This is a genomic window from Myceligenerans xiligouense (assembly GCF_003814695.1).
GTDB classification, from domain to species: Bacteria; Actinomycetota; Actinomycetes; order Actinomycetales; family Cellulomonadaceae; genus Myceligenerans; species Myceligenerans xiligouense.
Genome location: NZ_RKQZ01000001.1, coordinates 3,741,839 through 3,759,899, shown reverse-complemented (window position 1 = coordinate 3,759,899; position 18,061 = coordinate 3,741,839). Strand labels below are relative to the sequence as shown.

Below are 18,061 nucleotides of genomic sequence, written 5' to 3'. Positions count from 1 at the left end.
TCCTCAGGCCTGGACGAAGCTCAGGAGCGCTTCGTTGACCTCGGCGGCATGGGTCCACAGCAGGCCGTGCGGGGCGCCCTCGACCTCGACGTACCTCGCGTCGGGAAGTGCCGCGTGGAACGGGCGGCCCGTGGCGTCGATCGGGAGGATGTTGTCCTTGGTCCCGTGCAGGATGAGGGCGGGCTTGCCCGAGGCGCGCACGGCGGCGACGTCGTCCCGGAAGTCCTCGATCCACGTGGGAACCACCGCGTAGGCGGCTACCGGGGCGCTGCGCGTGGCGGTGTTCCAGCTGGCGGTGACCGCCTCCTGGCTGATCCGCGAGCCCAGCGTCTCGTCGAGGTTGTAGAAGTCGCTGAAGAACTGGGTGTACCAGGCGTACCGGTCGCCGCGGGCCGCCTCCGCGATGCCGTCGAAGACGGACTGGGGCACGCCGCCCGGGTTGTCGTCGGTTGCCAGGAGGAACGGCTCCAGCGACGCGAGGAACGCCAGCTTCGCGACGCGCTCGTGGCCGTGGTTCTTCACGTACCGCGCCAGCTCGCCGGTGCCCATGGAGAAGCCCACCAGGATCACGTCGCGCAGGTCGAGGGACTCCAGCAGGGTGTTCAGGTCGGCCGCGAAGGTGTCGTAGTCGTAGCCGGTGCCGACCTTGCTCGACTGCCCGAAGCCGCGGCGGTCGTAGGTGATGACGCGGTAGCCGGCGGCGATCAGCTCGCGCGACTGGAGTTCCCAGCTGTTGCCGTCCAGCGGGTAGCCGTGGATGAGCACGACGGGCTGTCCGGTGCCGTGGTCCTCGTAGTAGATCTCGGTGGTGGTGCTGTTCTCGGTGCCGACGCTGACGTATCCCATGATCCCGTTCCCTTCCAGGGCTTCCGGTCCGCAGAGAACGGTCGTTCTCCGCATGTTTGCTATCGTAGAGAATGATCGTTCTCCGCGCAAGCGGAGCGGAGTCCGGGCCGCGGGGCCGGTGAGGGAAGAGGGCAGGATGATCGACGAGAAGAGCGCGCGCGAGCGTGTCGTCCGTGCCGCTGACGAGCTGTTCTACGCGCGGGGCGTCCAGGCGGTCGGCATGGACACGGTGCGGGCCGCGGCGGGGGTGTCGCTCAAACGCATCTACGGCCTGTTCGCCTCGAAGGACGAGCTGATCGTCGCCGTGCTGCGGCACCGCACCATGCTCTGGGACGCCGGCCTGGCCTCGGCCGCCGAGCGGGCGACGACGGCGCGCGAGCGCATCCTGGCCATCTTCGACTTCCTCGACGCCTGGTTCCGGCAGCCGGACTTCCGTGGCTGCGCCTTCATCAACACGCACGGCGAGCTGGGCGCGAACTCGCCCGCCGTGGTCGACGCCGTGCGGGAGCAGAAGCTCACGTTCCAGGCCTACGTCGCGCGACTCGTGGCGGACCTGGGGGCTCCGCCCGACCTCGCCCCCCAGCTCGCGATCCTCGCGGAGGGCGCTCAGACCACCGCGGCCATCGCCGGCACGCCCGACGCCGCGTCGCAGGCCCGGGCCGCCGCGGAGACGCTGATCGACGCCGCGGTGCGCTGACCGCGGCGTCGGGGCGCCTACCGGACGGACCAGCGGTGGACGGCCCGGAGCTGGGCGACCAGCGCCGCCGCCTGACGGCGACTGGTGACGGTGATCAGCTCGGCATGGGAGCCGTGCTCGGCCAGCAGGCGGTGGACCCGGGGTCGCATGGTCCTGCGGTAGCCCCAGATGTAGCGGACGAAGCTCCAGCTGATGCGGTCGTACACGCCGTCCTCGGCGTGCTGACCCCCGCGGTAGCGCAGCCTGCGCCGGAAGACGCCGGTCAGGCACGTGACCGCGTCGAGATCGAGGAAGATCACGGTGTCGGCGGCGGCCAGCCGGATCAGGAGCGTCTCCGTGTAGTTGCCCTCCACGAGCCACCGGGGTCGCGCCACCAGCGTGCGCTGGACCTCGGCGAACTCCTCCCGCGGCAGCGGATTCCAGTCCGTGTCGTAGTAGACGCTGTCCAGATGCGTGAGCGGGAGGTCGAGGACGCCCGCGAGCTGATTGGCCAGGTAGGTCTTGCCCGACCCGCCACAGCCGATGATCGCGATCCTCTGCACAGCCAGGAACGTTACCCGCCCTGAGGGCATTTGGTCAGTTCTCGTACTTCTCGCGGTAGAGCTCGCTCCACCGCGAGGTGCCGGTGTCGTACACCTCACCCCAGTCGCGGACCTTCTCGCGATAGGCGTCGCCCCAGTTGGCGACCTTCGTCTCGTAGCCGTAGCCCCAGAGCTCGTTCTTCCTGTCGTAGAAGAACTGCCAGACCGCGTTCTCCATGTCGCGGTCCAGGACCCCGCGGTCCCCGAGCTCGCGCGCGACGTCCATGCCGGCGCGGCCCTCGGCCTCGGCCGCGTCCATGAGGGCGCGCCCGTGCTCCTCCGCCTCGGCCATGTTGGCCCGCCCGGCCTCGTCGATCCGGTCCAGCTCGGCGCGCCGCCAGTCTTCCCAGGCGTCCATCAGCCGGGAGTACTCCGCGTCGAGGTGGCGCTCCAGCTCGGTGCCGCTGCCCGCGTCGGTGTAGGAGCCACCGCCGGCGTCGGCGATCGCGCGCAGGTCCTCGTGGTCCGCGCCCGCCACGTGGAACCCGATCACGTTCACGATCGGCTCCACGCCGCCGTCCGCGAGGTCCCGTGCCGCCGTGACGGGGTCGCCGCCGCATGTCTCCAGGCCGTCGGTGACCACGTAGACGATGGCGTCCGTCGCGTCGTCGGGCAGGTCGTCCGCGGCCGCCCGGATCGCGCGCGCCAGGGGTGTCCACCCGGCGGGCCCGACGGCGTCGAGCGTGTCCGAGAAGCGGGCCCCGTCCGCCGCGCCGTCGTACACGACCTCGCTCGACGCGCAGGACTCCCGCTTGCCGCCCGCGGTGGTGTTCCCGGCGTCGCCGTACACGCGCAGGGAGACGGTCGACTCCTCCGGGAGCCGCGCCACGAACCGTCGCAGCGCGGCCTTCGCCTCGTCCATGCGGGTGCCGTCACCGGAGGGCTCGGCCATCGAGCCGCTCGCGTCCAGGACGAGCGCGAAATGGTTGGTGCCGACGGCCGTTCCCCCGGCCGGTTCCCGGTCCGGGCCGGCCGCCGGGTCGTCGATCGCGTACCGGAACTCCACCGTTCCCGCCAGCGCCTCGGCGTAGTCCCCGTGGATCTGGCCGAGGATCGCCCGCTGCCACTCGCCGGCGGTGTCCGGCTCCATCGCGACCACGGCGTCGACGACGGCGGCCTCGTCGAACGCGGCGCCCGCGAAGGGGCCGGGCTCGTACAGCATCAGCTGCTCGGTCCCGGTGAGGTCCCGCGGGGCGTCGTACTCGACGGGGACCAGGTCGGGGATTCCCGGGGACGGAGCCGCCGACGCCCCGGCGGTCTCGTCGCTCTCCCCGCCGGAGGCGACCGGCCCGGAGGTGCAGCCCGCGAGCGACGCGGCCAGGGCCGTGGCGAGCAGCGTGGCCGCACGGCGCGCGCGGACCTCCGGGCGGGGCCGGCGAACCGGCGCCGAGCGGGCGAAGCGGGGGAGAGCGGGCACGGGAGGCTCCTCGTCGTCGTACGCGGTGGCGGCGGGTCAGGCGTTGTGGCTCGTGGCCAGGAAGCCGCCGACGCCGATCATCATCACGCCGCCGGTCACGCCCAGCCCGTCGAGCCGTTCGGGGCGGCGCGCGAACCAGGTCCTCGCCTGGCTCGCGGCCAGCACCCACACGACGTCGGACGCGCAGGCGAGCACCGCGAACAGCACGCCGAGCAGGAGCAGCTGCGGCACCGCGGGAGCGCCGGCGGCGATGAACTGCGGCAGGAACGCCATGAGGAACACGATCGTCTTCGGGTTGGTCACGCCCACCACGAAGCCCGCCCGGACAGCGCCGAGACCGCTCGTGCGCCGCTGCCCGGCGTCCTGTTCGAGCGCGGCCCGCGCGTCGCCGCGGTGCCGGATCGCCTGGACGCCGAGATAGATCACGTAGGCCGCGCCGACCAGCTTGAGCACCGTGAACGCGGTCGTCGACGCGGCGACGACCGCGCCCAGCCCGGCAGCGGCGGCGACGCCCTGCACCAGCACCCCGGACGCGTTGCCCACCACGGACAGCAGCGCGTCGCGGCGCCCCACGGTCAGGGCACGCCCGAGCGCGAACAGCAGGCTCGGGCCGGGGATCTCGATCAGCACGATCGAGGCGATCGTGAACGCGGCGAGCTGGGTGAGCGTAGGCACGGACACATTGTGCTCCTCGCCGGCCGGGGAGCGGGCGTTGTTTTCCGGTGACCGCGCGGGCCGGGTCCGGCACCCACCGGCCGTCACGACGTACTGCCGTAGAGTGTGGGGCGGTCCGGTGACCGATCAGGAGGATTCATGTCGCTGCACGAGGCAGCCCGGCGGCGCAGCATCGCCGTCATCTCCCACCCCGACGCCGGGAAGTCGACTCTCACCGAGGCGCTCGCCCTGCACACCCGGGCGATCGCCACGGCGGGCGCCGTGCACGGCAAGGGGGACCGGGCCGGCGTCGTCTCCGACTGGATGGAGATGGAGCAGAAGCGCGGGATCTCCATCACGTCCGCGGCGCTCCAGCTCGCCTACGGCGACGTGATCATCAACCTCCTGGACACGCCGGGTCACGCCGACTTCTCCGAGGACACCTACCGCGTCCTGACCGCGGTGGACGCCGCCGTGATGCTGCTCGACGCCGCCAAGGGCCTCGAGCCGCAGACCCTCAAGCTGTTCGAGGTGTGCCGTCGTCGCGGCGTGCCCGTGATCACCCTGGTCAACAAGTGGGACCGGCCCGGCCTGGAGGCGCTGGAGCTCTGCGACGAGCTGTCCGAGCGCATCGACCTCCAGCCCACTCCGCTGACCTGGCCCGTCGGTGAGGCGGGCCGGCTGCTCGGTCTGGTCGACGTCGCCTCCGGTGACGTGCACACCTACGAGCGCGCTCCCGGCGGCGCCGGCTTGGCCCGCGAGGAGCGGCTCGCCGGGGCCGAGGCCGGGAAGCGGTTCGGCGCCGACTACGACGACGCCCTCGACGGCGTGGGGCTGCTCGACGCGGTGGACCAGGAGTCGTTCCTGGCGGGCCGGACGACGCCGCTGCTGTTCGGTGCCGCGCTGTCCAACATCGGCGTCCGGCAGCTGCTCGACGCGATCGTCGACCTGGCGCCGGCGCCGTCGGCCCGGCCGGACGTGCGGCGTACCGAGGTGGGCGCGGACGCGCCGACGCGCCCCGTGGACAGCCCGTTCAGCGGCTTCGTGTTCAAGATGCAGGCGGGGATGGACCCCAGGCACCGCGACCACGTCGCGTTCGTGCGTGTGTGCTCGGGCCGCTTCGAGCGGGGCATGACCGTCACGCACGAGCGCAGCGGCCGCCCCTTCGCCACGAAGTACGCCCTCCAGGTGTTCGGGCGGGAGCGGGAGACGGTCGAGGAGGCGTTCCCGGGCGACGTGGTCGGGCTGGTGAACGCGAGCGCGCTCGCCGTCGGCGACTCGCTCTACGCGCCGGACGGGCCCGCGGTCCGCTTCCCGCCCATGCCGGCGTTCGCCCCCGAGCACTTCGCCCTGGCCCGGGTCAAGGACCCGGGCCAGTCGAAGAAGTTCCGCAAGGGCATCGCGCAGCTCCAGCAGGAGGGCGTGGTGCAGATCCTGATCAGCGAGGCGCGCGGAGACGCGACGCCGATCCTGGCCGCCGTCGGGCCGCTGCAGTTCGAGGTCGCGACCTACCGCATGGATCACGAGTTCTCGGCGCCGATGGTCCTGGAGCACCTGGACCTGTCGGTGGCGCGGACCGTGGCCGAGGACGACGCGCCGACCCTCACCGCCGCCCTGGGGACGGAGATCGCCCGGCGCGACGACGGGACGCTGCTCGCGCTGTTCCGGGACGTCTGGCGCCTGCGTTCGCTCCAGCGGGAGTACTCGCTCGACCTGCGCCCCCTGGTCGCGGGCGGGGAGTAGGCGGGACCGGCCCGGGCCGCGCGGCTACGCCGTCCGGCGGCCGGGCACCGGGGGGTTGGCCGAGCGCTTGCGGTTGGAGGACGCGCGGCGCGCCTCGCCGTCCGTGACCTCGAAGAGGCCGCCCAGGCCGTCGAGCACGCGCCATGCCGGCTGGTTCGCGGCGGCCGGGACCACGGCGCCGAGGACGGGGATCCGCGCGACGAGGTCGTCGATGGCCATCGCCCCGTCCGGGGCCGGAAGGTGCGCGTCGACGGCGGCCAGGAGCGACGGGCTGATCAGCGTGCTGCGCACCAGGGACGCGGAACGGCTGTCGATCTGCTGCGCGTGCATGTTCGAGATCTCGAAACGCTCGGCGAGCTCCGGCAGCTTGACCTGCGGGTCGGCGAACCGGCGCGCGACCAGGATCGTCCGGGCCCGTTCGTCCAGGTACCCGAGCGTGGAGCCGATGCGCTCGTCGAGGGGGCGCTCGAGCTGGTCGAGGCCGGGGCGGGTGGGCGAGCCCGCGGGTGCGGGGTGCTGGAGCGAGCGGTACACCATCCGCTGCACGAGCGCGCTCAGCGTCTTGGCCCCGTAGTGCGGGAGGAAGCGCAGCTCGGCGATCGTGCGGTCGGCGAGATCCCCGAAGGTGCTGATCCCCCTCTCGCGGAAGCGGTCCGCGTGGCTGGCGGGGATGTCGAGATCGGCCATGGTGTCGGACGGTGCGATCGCCGGGAAGATGACGCCGACCGGCGCAGCGGGCAGCTGGTCGATGACGATCGTGGTCAGCGCGTTGACCTGGTGCCGGAGCCGGCCGCGCACCTGCGGCTCGAAGTCCCACGAGGAGGTCTTGCGCCCGTCGCCCGCGAGGCCGAGCGTGATCAGCCACGGGAACCAGGCGGTCCACGCGGGCCGGACCACGCCGGCCGAGGCCCGGGGGAGCGCCGTGGGCCCCGGGCGAGAGGTGGTGGTCCGCCCGGCGTTCCTCGCCGGGGCGCGGGTCGCCGTGGCGCCGCTCGCTGTCGTCCCGTTCGTCGCCGCCGCGTTCGCCGTCGTCCCGCTCGCCGTCGTCCCGTCGGCCGCCGGCCGGCCGGCCGCACCGTTGAGGCCCAGGGTCTGCACCAGGAACGCCCACACGGGCAGGTTCGTGCGCGGCACGGTCTCGGTGAGCACGGGGTGCTGCGGCAGGAGCGTGGCGAGCGCGACCGTGCTGTTCTGCTGGCTCATCGCGTCCGTGAGGGCGTCGTGGTCGGGCCCGCGGGACGCGTGAGCGATGCACGTGGTGGCCCGTCGTTCCAGGTCGACGACGTCGGCGTCGCGAACTCCGAGCTCGCTCGCGAGGTTCGCGTACGACGTCGGCCGCCGGGCGAGGGCACGGCTGCGCAGCACGTAGTACTCGTCGTCGGACAGCTCCGCCATGGCACGGGCGAGCCGCTCCGTGAGCGAACGCCCGGACGGCTCGGGACCCGGGGACCCAGTGTTTTCGATCGGCAAGGCTTCACTCCTCCGCAGGCTGCTGCGGGCGAGAGTACCGGAGTTGGACGGTTGTCCATGAATCCGGGAGGCCGCAGCCCTGTGCGGATGTGCCGGGTTTCCCGGGCCTCACATGGAATGTCGAGATTGTGCGTGGGCGAGACCGCCGCGGAGGATTCGTGCCGGCCGCGGCGGGCGCGCCCGAACCGCGAGACGTCACGCGCGGCGCCGGGCCTGCGTGCTTGAGTCCCGCGGTTCGGTGGTCTCGTGCGAGCTACCGGGATGCCGGCATCAGGTGGTGGAGCAGGTCGCCGTCGGGGACGCCGTGTTGCCGTTCGAGTAGAGGGTGATGCCGAAGCTGTTGCCGTTGCCGTTCGGGGTCGCGGTCAGGGTGCCGGAGGTTCCGCTGATCGAGGCGTTCCAGGAGTTCTGCAGTGTCTGACCCGAGCCGGTCGTGATCGTCACGCGCCAGTCGTTCGTCCCGTTCACGGAGAACGTCGTGTTGAAGCGGTCGCCCCATTGCTCGGCCCGGGTGACGGTGACGGTGCAGGTGCCGTCGCCGCCGCCGGGGGGCTGCTGGTCGCCTCCGCCCGGCGCGACCGCGCGTCCCGTGCTCGGGGAGATGTGGCCCGTGCAGAGGTTGCGGTTCTCCAGGTCCTGCAGGATGCCGGGCAGCGCCTGCACGGTGTTCTGCGGCCAGTCGTGCATGAGGATGATCTGCCCGTTGCTCAGCCCGCTCGCGGCCGACCGGATCTGCGAGGCGCTGATCCCGTTGTAGTCCTGCGAGTCGACGTCCCAGATGATCTGCCGCATCCCGAGTGACGACGCGACCTGCTGCACCGTCGAGTTCGTGGCGCCGTACGGCGGCCGGAACAGGTCCGGGGTCACGCCCGCGGTCTGCTGGATCGCGTTCGACGTGCTCGACAGCTGCTGCTGCACCTGGGACTGGCTCAGCTGGGTGAGGTACGGGTGGTCCCAGGAGTGGTTCCCGATCTGCAGCCCGGCCGCCGCGTACGCCTGCATGAGCCCCGGGTTCGACTGGGCGTTCTGCCCGGTGGGGAACATCGTGGCGGTGGCGTCGTACTGGTCGAGGATGCTGATGATCTGGTTCGACGTGCCGCTGTTCGGGCCGTCGTCGAACGTGAGGGAGACGTAACCGGCCGAGCAGTCGGCCGCGTCGGCCGCCGGGGCGGCGACGATTCCGGTCAGGCCGACGACGGCGGCTGCGCCGGCGGTCGCCAGGGCGCGCGCGAGACGGCCGCTCCTCCGCCCGGTAGCGGGATTGGTAAACGTTTTCGACATGGGATCGCACTCCCTCGTGCTGGACGGAAAGGATGCCGAGCAGTGTTGGACGGCGGCCCACGCCGCGTCAATCCTCCCGGCGAGGTCGCAATCGTTTAGGCGAACCGCGGGCCGGGCCGACCATCCGGTGACCCCCTGCTACGTGGTCCCTCGACCACGCGGCGGAGTAACCGGCCCGCGCGCTGCGGCCCAGCCGGGCCCGCACGGCGGCTTCCTGACCGGCGCCTGCTCGCTGCTCGCGGTCGATACAGCGAGCACATGTTGCCGGAAGTGCCGTGGGTAGGTCGAAATGCGGCTTCTCGACCAGCACTCTAGACTTGCGGGATCGGCGTAAGAAAGGCTGGCGGCTTGACTTCAGGACAGCGACCGGGGATGCGGGTCACCTCGTTGGAGGGTGTGGCCGTCGACGGAGTGACGGAGGCGCGTTGGGGCACGGCGGATGTCCTGGTCAAGTCGAACCGAGCGCATGCGAACGTGGTGGTGAACGAGTATCTGGCAAACCGAATGGCCGGAGCCCTGGGGGTACCCGTTCCTCTCGGCGACTTGTGGTTTGACGGCAACAAGGAACCGCACTGGGTCGTGGCCGTGGTCCGTGACCGCGGGATTGATCTCCCGCCCCCGTCAGCCGCGATCATGCGAAAAGTGCCTGAGGCGGTGCGTGCCAGGATGGTCTGCTTCGATGCGCTGATTCAGAACGACGATCGCACCGACGAGAACATCCTGGTGGGCCAGTCGGGCGAGGCGTGGTTGATCGACCATGATCAGTCGCTCTTCACGGATAACCCGGATCGGGCACGGTTCTTGAACGCCCGGCGGGACCAGGGGTGGCGAGACTTCGGTAGGCTCTGGCGGCTCGCGCCGCCCCGAGCGGAGGCCGTGCACGTGGTTGCCGATCAGATGGCCTCGTTGAGCATCGATGCAATCGTCCAGTACACGGGCCACCTGCGGAGCAGCGCGTTGCTGTCCAAGCCTGAGCAGGAGGCGGCTGTCGACTTCATTCGGCATCGGCGCGACAATATTCACAGGCTGGTTGACCCGGTTGCTGTTGACGACGGCAACGACGGTCGTGGTGGAAGCGTTCAAGGTAAGCTCGCGCACGGAGGCGGTGATAGCGCATGATCGAGGTTCACGCAGTGAAGCTGATGAAGGATCCGATTCGGCGTGAGCCGGTGAATGTCGGCGTGATTGCATCGCGGCCAAATTCTGATGGAACAAGCGAAGTTGGCTACCAGTTTCTAGGGCAGAAAGTCGACGGCACATTGAGTGGACGTCAGATCGGTGTTCCGCGAGATCTGTACGAGCGCTGGGTCGACTATTTTGTCAATAAGCTTGCCGAAGGGCTTCGTGGCGACATCGCCCGACTCAGGTCCGCTCGTCCCACATCATTCTACCTCGACCATGTTGCGACCCTCCTTGACGATGAGGATCCCAGCGAGTCTGCTCGACGCATGTACTCGCAGCTCGTGACCGACAAGTCGTCCGACATGCGGAACGACTTCGATATTCGCGTGGACGAGTTGTTTATCGAGGCAAAGATTCAACCTGAGCGCAATGTGTCGGTTCAGGGGTTGCTTGATGGAGTCGAAATCGACGTGGGGTTCGGTTACTCGTATCGGAATGGCCAGCTTCACCTGATGGACAAAGTTGTCGCTTCCCCGAAGGCGCAGTCGGCGCGTAAGAACGCAAATGATTTTGCATGGCGTGCTCACCTGGCCGAAGCTGCAGACGTTTCGTCGAGTTTTCTGGCATTCACAGACCTGTCGAGGGTGCCTGATTCCTATGTGGAGAACGAGTTCAAGTCGCTGTTCCGCGTGGCGTATGTCGCTGACGTCTCACGGCCGGAGCAGGCGTCCGAGATGTTGAGTTCTCTCTTCGCTCACTGACCCCAACGGCCGCCCGGCCAGGACGCAGGGACGAGCGAATCGCCGCCGGGGCCGTCACCCCAATGTCCCCGGTTCGCCGTACTGCGGCTCCGTCTCCTCGAACACGAGCAAGGTCCGCGTGCTGAGCACGCCCTCCATCCCCTGGATCTCGTCCAGCACGATGCGCCGCAGGTCCGCGTTGTCCCGTGCCCGCACGAGCATGACCACGTCGAACTCGCCGCCCACCAGCGCGAAGTGCGCCACGCCGGGCATCGCCTCCAGCCGCGCCCGGATGTTGCGCCACTCGGTCTGCACGAGGTTGAGGGTCACGTAGGCCGACGTCGCCAGCCCGGCGGCGACCGGGTCGATGTCGGCGTGGAACCCGCGGATCACGCCCTCGCTCCGCAGTCGCCGCGTGCGCGCGTAGGCGTTGGCACGGGAGATGTGGAGCGTCTCCGCCAGCGCGCGCATCGACATGCGCCCGTCGTGGCGCAGGGCGTCCAGGATGCGTTCGTCCGTGCTGTCGAGTGCCACCTGTCTTGCCTCCGCCTCGTCGCGTGGACACGGGCTGGACGTTCGGCTCCCGAACCGCCCGCGTCTCGACACATCTTCTCGACCTTTGCCAGGTCATGGCAACCAGATGGCTCTCGGACCCACAATCGGAGCATGAGACCTGATCCTGAGGGTCTGCTGCCGGCGACGGAGCCGGTGACCCTGATCGACAGCGACGGCGCTCCGGTCACCCCCGCGCGCGCCGTCGTCCCATCCACCCCCGACCTCGTCGCCGCCCTCGGCGCGATGATCACCGCCCGCCGGTTCAACGACCAGGCCTACGCCCTGGTCCGCCAGGGCCGGCTCGCCGTCTACCCGTCCTCCCACGGGCAGGAGGCGTGCCAGGTCGCCGCCGCGCAGGTGCTGTCCGACGGCGACTGGCTGTTCCCCACCTACCGCGACACCGCCGCCGTCGTGGCGCGCGGAGTCGACCCGGGGCAGACGCTGACCCTGCTGTCCGGCGAGTGGCACCACGGCTGGGACGTCGCCGCCCACCGCGTCGCGCCGCTGACCACACCGCTGGCCACCCAGCTCCCGCACGCCGTCGGCGTCGCACACGCCGCCCGGCTGCGCGGGGAGGACACGGTCGTCCTCGCCCTGTGCGGCGACGGCGGCACGAGCGAGGGCGACTTCCACGAGGCCCTCAACTTCGCGGCCGTGCTGCACGCGCCGGTCGTGTTCCTGGTGCAGAACAACACCTTCGCGATCTCCGTGCCGCTGTCGCGGCAGACCGCCGCGCCGTCCCTCGCACACAAGGGCGCCGGGTACGGCATCCCCGGCGAGCGCGTCGACGGGAACGACGTCGCCGCTCTGCTCGCCGTCCTGGGGGAGGCGGTCGCGGCCGCCCGGACGGGTGGCGGCCCGCGGCTCGTCGAGGCGCACACCTACCGCATGCAGGCCCACACCAACGCCGACGACGCGACCCGCTACCGCGACGCCGACGAGGTCGCCGCCTGGTCGCGCCGCGACCCCGTCGAGCGGCTGCGGACCTTTCTCACCAGGCGCGGCGACGTCGACGAGGCACGTCTGGCCGCCTTCGCCGACGACGCCGAACGCATGGCGGCCACGCTCCGCGAGGAACTCGCGACCGATCACCGGCACGACCCGTCCGAACTCTTCGAGCACGTCTACGCGACCCCGACGCCGCAGCTCCGCGAGCAGCTCGCGCTGCTCCGGGACGAGGCCGCGCGGGACACGCCGGCCGGCGAGGCATCCGCTACGGCCACCACGGCGGGAGGTGCCCGATGAACGAGAAGCTCACGATGGCCCAGGCCCTCAACCGCGCCCTGCGCGACGCGATGGCGGCGGACGGGACCGTGTCCGTGTTCGGGGAGGACGTCGGCCGGCTGGGCGGCGTCTTCCGCATCACCGACGGCCTCACCGCCGAGTTCGGCGAGGCCCGCTGCTTCGACACGCCCCTGGCGGAGGCGGGGATCGTCGGTGTCGCGGTCGGCATGGCGATGAACGGGATGCGGCCCGTGGTCGAGATGCAGTTCGACGCGTTCGCCTACCCCGCGTTCGAGCAGATCACGAGCCACGTCGCGAAGATGCGCAACCGCACGCGCGGGCAGGTGGCGCTGCCGATGGTGATCCGCGTGCCGTACGCGGGCGGGATCGGCGGGGTGGAGCACCACAGCGACTCGTCGGAGGCCTACTTCGCGCACACACCGGGACTGCACGTGCTGACACCGTCGGACCCGGCGGACGCCTACGGGCTGTTGCGGGCGGCGATCGCGTCCGACGACCCGGTCGTGTTCCTGGAGCCGAAGAAGCTGTACTTCGGTGCCGACGAGGTGGACCTCGACCTGCCGGTCGCGCCGATCGGGCGGGCGGTCGTGCGGCGGCCCGGGACCGATGCGACGCTGATCGCGTACGGGCCGAGCGTGCCCGTCGCCCTGGACGCCGCCGCGGCGGCGTCCGCCGAGGGACGGAGCCTCCAGGTGGTGGACGTGCGATCGCTCCAGCCGTTCGACGACGAGACCGTCTGCCGGGCCGTCCGCTCCACCGGACGGGCCGTCGTGGTGGCCGAGGCGCCGGGATTCGTGAGCGTGGCGTCGGAGATCGCGGCACGCGTCACCGAGCGCTGCTGGGACGCGCTCGTCGCGCCGGTGCGCCGTGTGACCGGGCTCGACATCCCGTACCCGCCGCCCAAGCTCGAGCACCTGCACCTGCCGGACGTGGACCGGGTCCTCGACGCCGTCGACGACCTCCGATGGGAGACCGTATGACCAGGACGTTCACCCTGCCCGACCTGGGCGAGGGGCTGACCGAGGCCGAGATCGTGACCTGGCTGGTCGCCGAGGGGGACGTCGTCGTCGTCGACCAGGCGGTCGCCGAGGTGGAGACCGCGAAGTCCGTCGTGGAGGTGCCGACGCCGTACGCGGGCGTGGTGCGACGCCTGTGCGCCGGCGAGGGCGAGACGCTCGAGGTCGGGCTGCCCCTGTTGGAGGTCGGCGAGCCGGTGGCCGCCGCCCCGGCGGTGTCCGACGGCGACGGGGCGGGCGAACCCGTGCCGGCCACCGCCGGGAGCGAACCGGCGCCGGCCACGTCCCGGAGCGAACCTCGGCGGGACACGACGGCGGAGGAGGGCCCGGACGACGAGGATCCTCCGTCCGCGCCACGAGACGAGAACCACCGTGACGAGAACCACGGTGACGAGAGCTACCGCGAGGAGGAACGGGCCGGGTCCGGCAACGTCCTGGTCGGGTACGGGACGCGGGGCGGTGTGCCGGAGGAGACGGGACCGCGCCGCCGTCGCCGGCCCCGGGACCCCGAACGGCTCGCCCACCCCCTGCGCGCTCCCGAGCCGCGGACGGGCGGCGAGGTCCGGGTCCCGCTGACCGGGTTCCAGAAGGCCGCCGCGACGGCGATGTCGCGCAGCCGGAGGGAGATCCCCGAGGCGACCATCTGGGTGGACGTCGACTTCACGGCCCTGACCGAGCTGCGCGCCGAGCGGCCCGACGGGCCCGGGCTCCTCGCGTACCTGGCTCGCTTCGTCACGGCGGCGCTCGCGGAGCATCCCGTGCTGAACGCGCGCGTGGACGGTGAGCGGGACGAGATCGTGCAGCTCGACCGCGTGAACCTCGGCCTGGCGGTGCAGGGCAGCCGCGGCCTGGTCGCCCCGGCCGTGCTCGGCGCGGAGCGGATGACCACCGCACGCCTCGACGCCGCGATCCGGGACCTGGTCGCGCGGACCCGCGAGGGCACGGCCACGAACGAGGAGCTCACGGCGGGCACCTTCACGCTGAACAACTACGGCGGCCTGGGGGTGGACGGCAGCGCGCCGATCATCAACCATCCCCAGGTGGCGATGCTGGGCGTCGGGCGGATCATCGACCGGCCGTGGGTGGTGGACGGCCTGGTGGAGCCGCGCAGGATCGCGCAGGTGAGCTTCGTCTTCGACCACCGGGTCTGCGACGGCGTCGTCGCGGCGTCGTTCCTCCGCGCCGTGACGAGCGCGGTGGAGTCCCCGATCTCGGTCATCGAACGCCTCTGAGCGGCGGGGCCCGGCCGGCCACGCGACGTCCGGCCGGCCACGCGACGTCCGGCCGGCCACGCGACGTCCGGCCGGCCACGCGGCGTCCGGCCGGCCGTCAGGCGACCGTGGCGGGGGTGGCCCGGGGGTGGTTCGTCGTGAGGAACGTCGAGATCTCCGTGGCGACCTCGGCCGGGGTCTCGTAGTGGGTCAGGTGGCCCACGTCCGGGATCAGTCGCAGGCGGGCGTCGCGGAACCGCGCCGCCAGGGCCCGCTGGTCCGGGACCCGCGCCAGGTCGTCCTTCGCGCCTCCGACCAGCAGCGTCGGGACGTCGATCCCGGCGGCCGAGTCCCGGACGCTCGCCGTGACCGACGCGCGGAACGCCTCCAGCAGCGAGGCGCGTGTCGCGAAACCGGCGAAGTACCGGTCGTGCTCCTCGTGGATCCAGCGGCGCAGAGCGCGGTCGGGCGTGCGGACCATGGCGATGCTCGCCACCCGCGTGAGCGCCCGATGGCGCAGCAGCGCTGTGCCGGCCTCCTCGGGGAGGGCGCCCGCCAGGGCGTGGAGCACGGCGGTCGCGCCCACGGAGAACGTGTCCCGCCCGCTCAGCGGCCGTCGCGGGATCGGGTTGACGAGGACCAGGCGTTCCGCGGTACCCGGTGTCGTCATCGTCGCCGCCGCGACGACCGAGCCGAACGAGTGGCCCGCGAGGGTCACGCCGCCCGCGGGGGCGAGCCTCCGCAGCAGGGCCCGGGCCCAGGCGGCGTAGCCGGCGACGTCGTGCCGTGCGCCCGGCAGCGGCGGTGACGCACCGAAGCCCGGCAGGTCGGGCACGGTGACCCGGAGATCAGGGCGATCCCGGAGCAGATGGGCCACGATCGGCTCCAGCCCGTGGTGGTCGCCCCGGAAACCGTGCAGCAGTACGACGTGCTCGCTCGCGTCGTCGGCCCCGTAGCGCCACAGGTGCGTCCTGCCGCCGCGGACCGTGAGGGCCGAACGCGTCACGGGCGTTCCGGCGATCAGCGCCGCGTAGGGGGAGGGGAGCGATTCGTGTGCCATCCCGCCGAAGCCTAGCCACTGCGTGACGTGGTCGGGGTGAGCGGCGTGGGGCCTTGGGGCAACCCCAGGACAAGTTGGGGGTGAACCCCCGATGAATAGGGGGAGACCCCCATGGATGGGGCGCCTCCGGGCATACAGTATGGGCGCATGACATTGATCGCCGTCGGCCTGACGCTCCTCGGCGCCGTGTGCTTCGCGGCGGCGTCGGTGCTCCAGCACCACGCGGTGACCACCACCGAGCACCCCGACGCGCCGGACGGCGACAGCCCGGAGCCGGTGGTCGCACCGGCGGGCGCCCGGCACCTGAACGGCCGCCACCTCCTGGCCATCATCCGGCGGCGGCGCTGGCTCCAGGGGGCGGGCCTCGCGGGGGCCGGCTCGCTCGTGCACGCCGTGGCACTGCTGCTCGCGCCGCTGCGAGTGGTCCAGCCGGTCGGCGTGCTCGCCGTGCCCCTGGCCGTGCTGATGTCGGCGTGGAAGACCCGCACGACGCCCTCGCGGGGCGTGCTCGTCGGTACGGCGCTGACCGTCGCGGGTGTCGTGGTCTTCGTCGTCGCGTCCGTGGGCTCGGCGACCACTGACACGCCGTCGGCCACGGCGACTCTCACGGCGGGAGTCGTCATCGGCGGGATCGTCGCGCTGCTCGGCTTCGCCGGGATGGCACGATCGGGCCGCGGCCCGCTGCGGTGCCTCGCCCTCGCCGGGGCGGTGGCGGCCGCGTACGGCCTGCTGTCCGCGCTCGTCCGGGTCGCCGCCCAGGCGGCGGCGAGCGAGGGGATCCTGTCCCCCTTCGTGCTCGGATGCGTCGCCGGGGCGCTGGTCGCGTTCCTCGTCGGCGCCTGGCTCGTGCAGCACGCGTTCCACGCCGGGGCGCCGGAGATCGTGATCGCCTGCCTGACCGTCGGCGACCCGCTGGTCGCCGTCGTCCTGGGCGCGGTCCTGCTCGGTGAGGGGTCGGCGACGCCGCTCGGTGCCTGGGTGCTGCTCGGCACCGCGGGGCTGACGGCGGCCGCCGGCGTCCTCACGCTGGCTCACCACCACCCGGACGCCGTCGCCGCCCGCGCGGAACGGGAGCCGGCCGTTGCCAGAACTTGATCGAATCGTCCACAACCAAATGCCCGTCCTGTCCGTCTTAGACGGGTGCAGGTGACAGTGCAGGTCAATGCCCCGCACGGGGCTGTACCACAGGAGAACCCACAGTGAACATGCTTCGGATCCTCGTCGGTGCCGAGACGTTCGCCCCCGACGTCAACGGCGCGGCACGCTTCGCCGACCGCCTCTCCGCCGGACTCGCGGCCCGTGGCCACGAGGTCCACGTCGTCGCCCCGTCCCCACTCGGGGAACCCGGCATCGAGAGGCGTGACGGCGTCGTCGTGCACCGGCTCTCGTCCCACCGCATGCCGGGCTTCGACGCGATGCGGGTCTGCCTCCCGTGGGAGGCGGCGTCCGAGGTGCGGGACGTGTACGAGCGCGTGCGGCCCGACGTCGTCCACACCAACGGGCACCTGTCCCTCGGCCGCGCCGTCGTGAACCACGCGAAGCGCACCGGCGTACCCCTCGTGGCGACCAACCACCTCATGCCCGAGAACATCGTGGGCTACCTGCCCATCCCCGCCTCGATGCACGAGTCGTTCGCCGGGTGGATGTACCGCGACCTCGGCCGCGTCTACGCGCAGGCCGACACCGTCACCGCGCCCACCCCGAGCGCCGTCGACCTCATCAGCCGCCGCGCGGGCCTGACCAGCGCGTTCCCCGTCTCCAACGGCATCGACGCCGACGCCTACGAGCGCGCCCGGGACGCCGTCGCCGCCCGCCGCGGCGCGCCCACCGGCCCGACCGCGCTGTACGAGCCCACGGTGCTGTTCGTCGGCCGGCTCGACCAGGAGAAGCGGGTCGACGAGCTGATCCGCGCGTTCGCGCGGTTGGCGCCGGACGTGCCCGGACGCCTCGACGTGGTGGGCGACGGCGAACGCCGCGCCGCGTGGGAGGCGCTCGCCGCCGACCTCGGCGTGGCCGGCCGTGTCCGGTTCCGCGGCTTCCTGTCCGACGACGAGCTGCTGACCGCCTACGCCACGGCCGACCTGTTCTGCATGCCCGGCGTGGCGGAACTGCAGAGCCTCGTCACGATGGAGGCCATGGCCGCCCGGCTCCCCGTGATCGCCGCCGACGCGATGGCGCTCCCGCACCTGGTGCGCCCCGGCTCCAACGGCGAGCTGTTCCAGCCGGGCGACATCGACGAACTGGCCCGTCACCTGCGGACGCTGCTCACCGACGCCGCCCTCCGCGAACGGTACGGCGCCGCGAGCCGCGAGCTGATCCAGGCGCACACGATGGGCGCCACCCTGGGTGTTTTCGAGACCCTCTACGAGAAGGCCATGGGCGTGGTCCCGGTCGCCGCCTGAGAGGGTGCGGGGACCGCCTCG

The 18,061-nt window shown here is 72.0% G+C and carries 17 protein-coding genes; 9 read left to right on the top strand and 8 right to left on the bottom strand.

Annotated elements, in window-relative coordinates:
- Positions 1 to 3: 3 nt before the first annotated feature.
- Complete coding sequence (locus tag EDD34_RS16495; protein ID WP_123816613.1) at positions 4 to 846, bottom strand: alpha/beta fold hydrolase; 843 nt, start codon at positions 844 to 846, stop codon at positions 4 to 6.
- Between the two features lie 136 nt (positions 847 to 982).
- On the opposite strand from EDD34_RS16495, the gene EDD34_RS16490 reads away from it, so the two are divergent.
- On the top strand, positions 983 to 1,543 hold the full coding sequence (locus EDD34_RS16490; RefSeq protein ID WP_123815530.1) for a TetR/AcrR family transcriptional regulator: 561 nt from the start codon (positions 983 to 985) through the stop codon (positions 1,541 to 1,543).
- Between the two features lie 17 nt (positions 1,544 to 1,560).
- On the opposite strand, the gene EDD34_RS16485 is transcribed toward EDD34_RS16490, so the two are convergent.
- From EDD34_RS16485 to EDD34_RS16475, 3 genes are read right to left on the bottom strand one after another with little or no spacing between them, the layout of a single operon-like run.
- Positions 1,561 to 2,085, bottom strand: a complete 525-nt coding sequence (locus EDD34_RS16485; protein WP_123815529.1) for a P-loop NTPase family protein — start codon at positions 2,083 to 2,085, stop codon at positions 1,561 to 1,563.
- Between the two features lie 34 nt (positions 2,086 to 2,119).
- Positions 2,120 to 3,541, bottom strand: coding sequence for a vWA domain-containing protein (locus EDD34_RS16480; protein ID WP_123815528.1), 1,422 nt, complete (start codon positions 3,539 to 3,541; stop codon positions 2,120 to 2,122).
- 36 nt (positions 3,542 to 3,577) lie between these two features.
- Positions 3,578 to 4,216, bottom strand: a complete 639-nt coding sequence (locus EDD34_RS16475) for a LysE family translocator (RefSeq protein ID WP_123815527.1) — start codon at positions 4,214 to 4,216, stop codon at positions 3,578 to 3,580.
- Between the two features lie 138 nt (positions 4,217 to 4,354).
- On the opposite strand from EDD34_RS16475, the gene EDD34_RS16470 reads away from it, so the two are divergent.
- A complete protein-coding gene (locus EDD34_RS16470; protein WP_123815526.1) occupies positions 4,355 to 5,938 on the top strand; it encodes a peptide chain release factor 3 in 1,584 nt (527 codons plus the stop codon).
- Between the two features lie 24 nt (positions 5,939 to 5,962).
- On the opposite strand, the gene EDD34_RS16465 is transcribed toward EDD34_RS16470, so the two are convergent.
- Positions 5,963 to 7,408, bottom strand: coding sequence for a hypothetical protein (locus tag EDD34_RS16465; protein ID WP_123815525.1), 1,446 nt, complete (start codon positions 7,406 to 7,408; stop codon positions 5,963 to 5,965).
- Positions 7,409 to 7,678: 270 nt separating this feature from the next.
- Positions 7,679 to 8,689 (bottom strand): polysaccharide deacetylase family protein, encoded by a 1,011-nt coding sequence (locus tag EDD34_RS16460; RefSeq protein ID WP_123815524.1) that lies wholly within the window; start codon positions 8,687 to 8,689, stop codon positions 7,679 to 7,681.
- Positions 8,690 to 9,085: 396 nt separating this feature from the next.
- Between EDD34_RS16460 and EDD34_RS16455 the strand changes: the two genes are divergently transcribed.
- Both EDD34_RS16455 and EDD34_RS16450 read left to right on the top strand, forming a co-directional pair.
- Positions 9,086 to 9,808: an RIO2 family protein gene (locus EDD34_RS16455; protein ID WP_123815523.1), complete on the top strand. Its 723-nt coding sequence runs from the start codon at positions 9,086 to 9,088 to the stop codon at positions 9,806 to 9,808.
- A gap of 14 nt (positions 9,809 to 9,822) precedes the next feature.
- Positions 9,823 to 10,572, top strand: a complete 750-nt coding sequence (locus tag EDD34_RS16450) for a hypothetical protein (protein WP_123815522.1) — start codon at positions 9,823 to 9,825, stop codon at positions 10,570 to 10,572.
- Positions 10,573 to 10,626: 54 nt separating this feature from the next.
- Here EDD34_RS16450 and EDD34_RS16445 read toward each other — a convergent pair whose 3' ends face one another.
- Positions 10,627 to 11,085: an Lrp/AsnC family transcriptional regulator gene (locus EDD34_RS16445; RefSeq protein WP_246012523.1), complete on the bottom strand. Its 459-nt coding sequence runs from the start codon at positions 11,083 to 11,085 to the stop codon at positions 10,627 to 10,629.
- A gap of 132 nt (positions 11,086 to 11,217) precedes the next feature.
- On the opposite strand from EDD34_RS16445, the gene pdhA reads away from it, so the two are divergent.
- From pdhA to EDD34_RS16430, 3 genes are read left to right on the top strand one after another with little or no spacing between them, the layout of a single operon-like run.
- Positions 11,218 to 12,351, top strand: coding sequence for a pyruvate dehydrogenase (acetyl-transferring) E1 component subunit alpha (gene pdhA / locus EDD34_RS16440; protein WP_123815521.1), 1,134 nt, complete (start codon positions 11,218 to 11,220; stop codon positions 12,349 to 12,351).
- Positions 12,348 to 13,331 carry an alpha-ketoacid dehydrogenase subunit beta gene (locus tag EDD34_RS16435; RefSeq protein WP_123815520.1) on the top strand — a complete coding sequence of 328 codons (984 nt, stop codon included), beginning with the start codon at positions 12,348 to 12,350 and terminating at the stop codon, positions 13,329 to 13,331. Before pdhA ends, EDD34_RS16435 begins: the two co-directional genes overlap by 4 nt.
- Positions 13,328 to 14,599, top strand: a complete 1,272-nt coding sequence (locus tag EDD34_RS16430) for a dihydrolipoamide acetyltransferase family protein (protein WP_123815519.1) — start codon at positions 13,328 to 13,330, stop codon at positions 14,597 to 14,599. Before EDD34_RS16435 ends, EDD34_RS16430 begins: the two co-directional genes overlap by 4 nt.
- A gap of 97 nt (positions 14,600 to 14,696) precedes the next feature.
- Here the strand turns inward: EDD34_RS16430 and EDD34_RS16425 are convergent, their stop codons facing one another.
- The gene (locus tag EDD34_RS16425; protein WP_123815518.1) at positions 14,697 to 15,638 is read right to left on the bottom strand and encodes an alpha/beta fold hydrolase; all 942 of its coding nucleotides are present in this window, start codon (positions 15,636 to 15,638) and stop codon (positions 14,697 to 14,699) included.
- A 147-nt stretch (positions 15,639 to 15,785) separates the two neighbouring features.
- Here EDD34_RS16425 and EDD34_RS16420 point away from each other — a divergent pair, with 147 nt between their 5' ends.
- Positions 15,786 to 16,733, top strand: a complete 948-nt coding sequence (locus EDD34_RS16420) for a DMT family protein (RefSeq protein WP_123815517.1) — start codon at positions 15,786 to 15,788, stop codon at positions 16,731 to 16,733.
- Positions 16,734 to 16,843: 110 nt separating this feature from the next.
- Entirely contained in the window at positions 16,844 to 18,040 is a 1,197-nt protein-coding gene (locus tag EDD34_RS16415; RefSeq protein WP_123816612.1) for a glycosyltransferase, read from the top strand.
- The last annotated feature ends 21 nt before the right edge of the window (positions 18,041 to 18,061 follow it).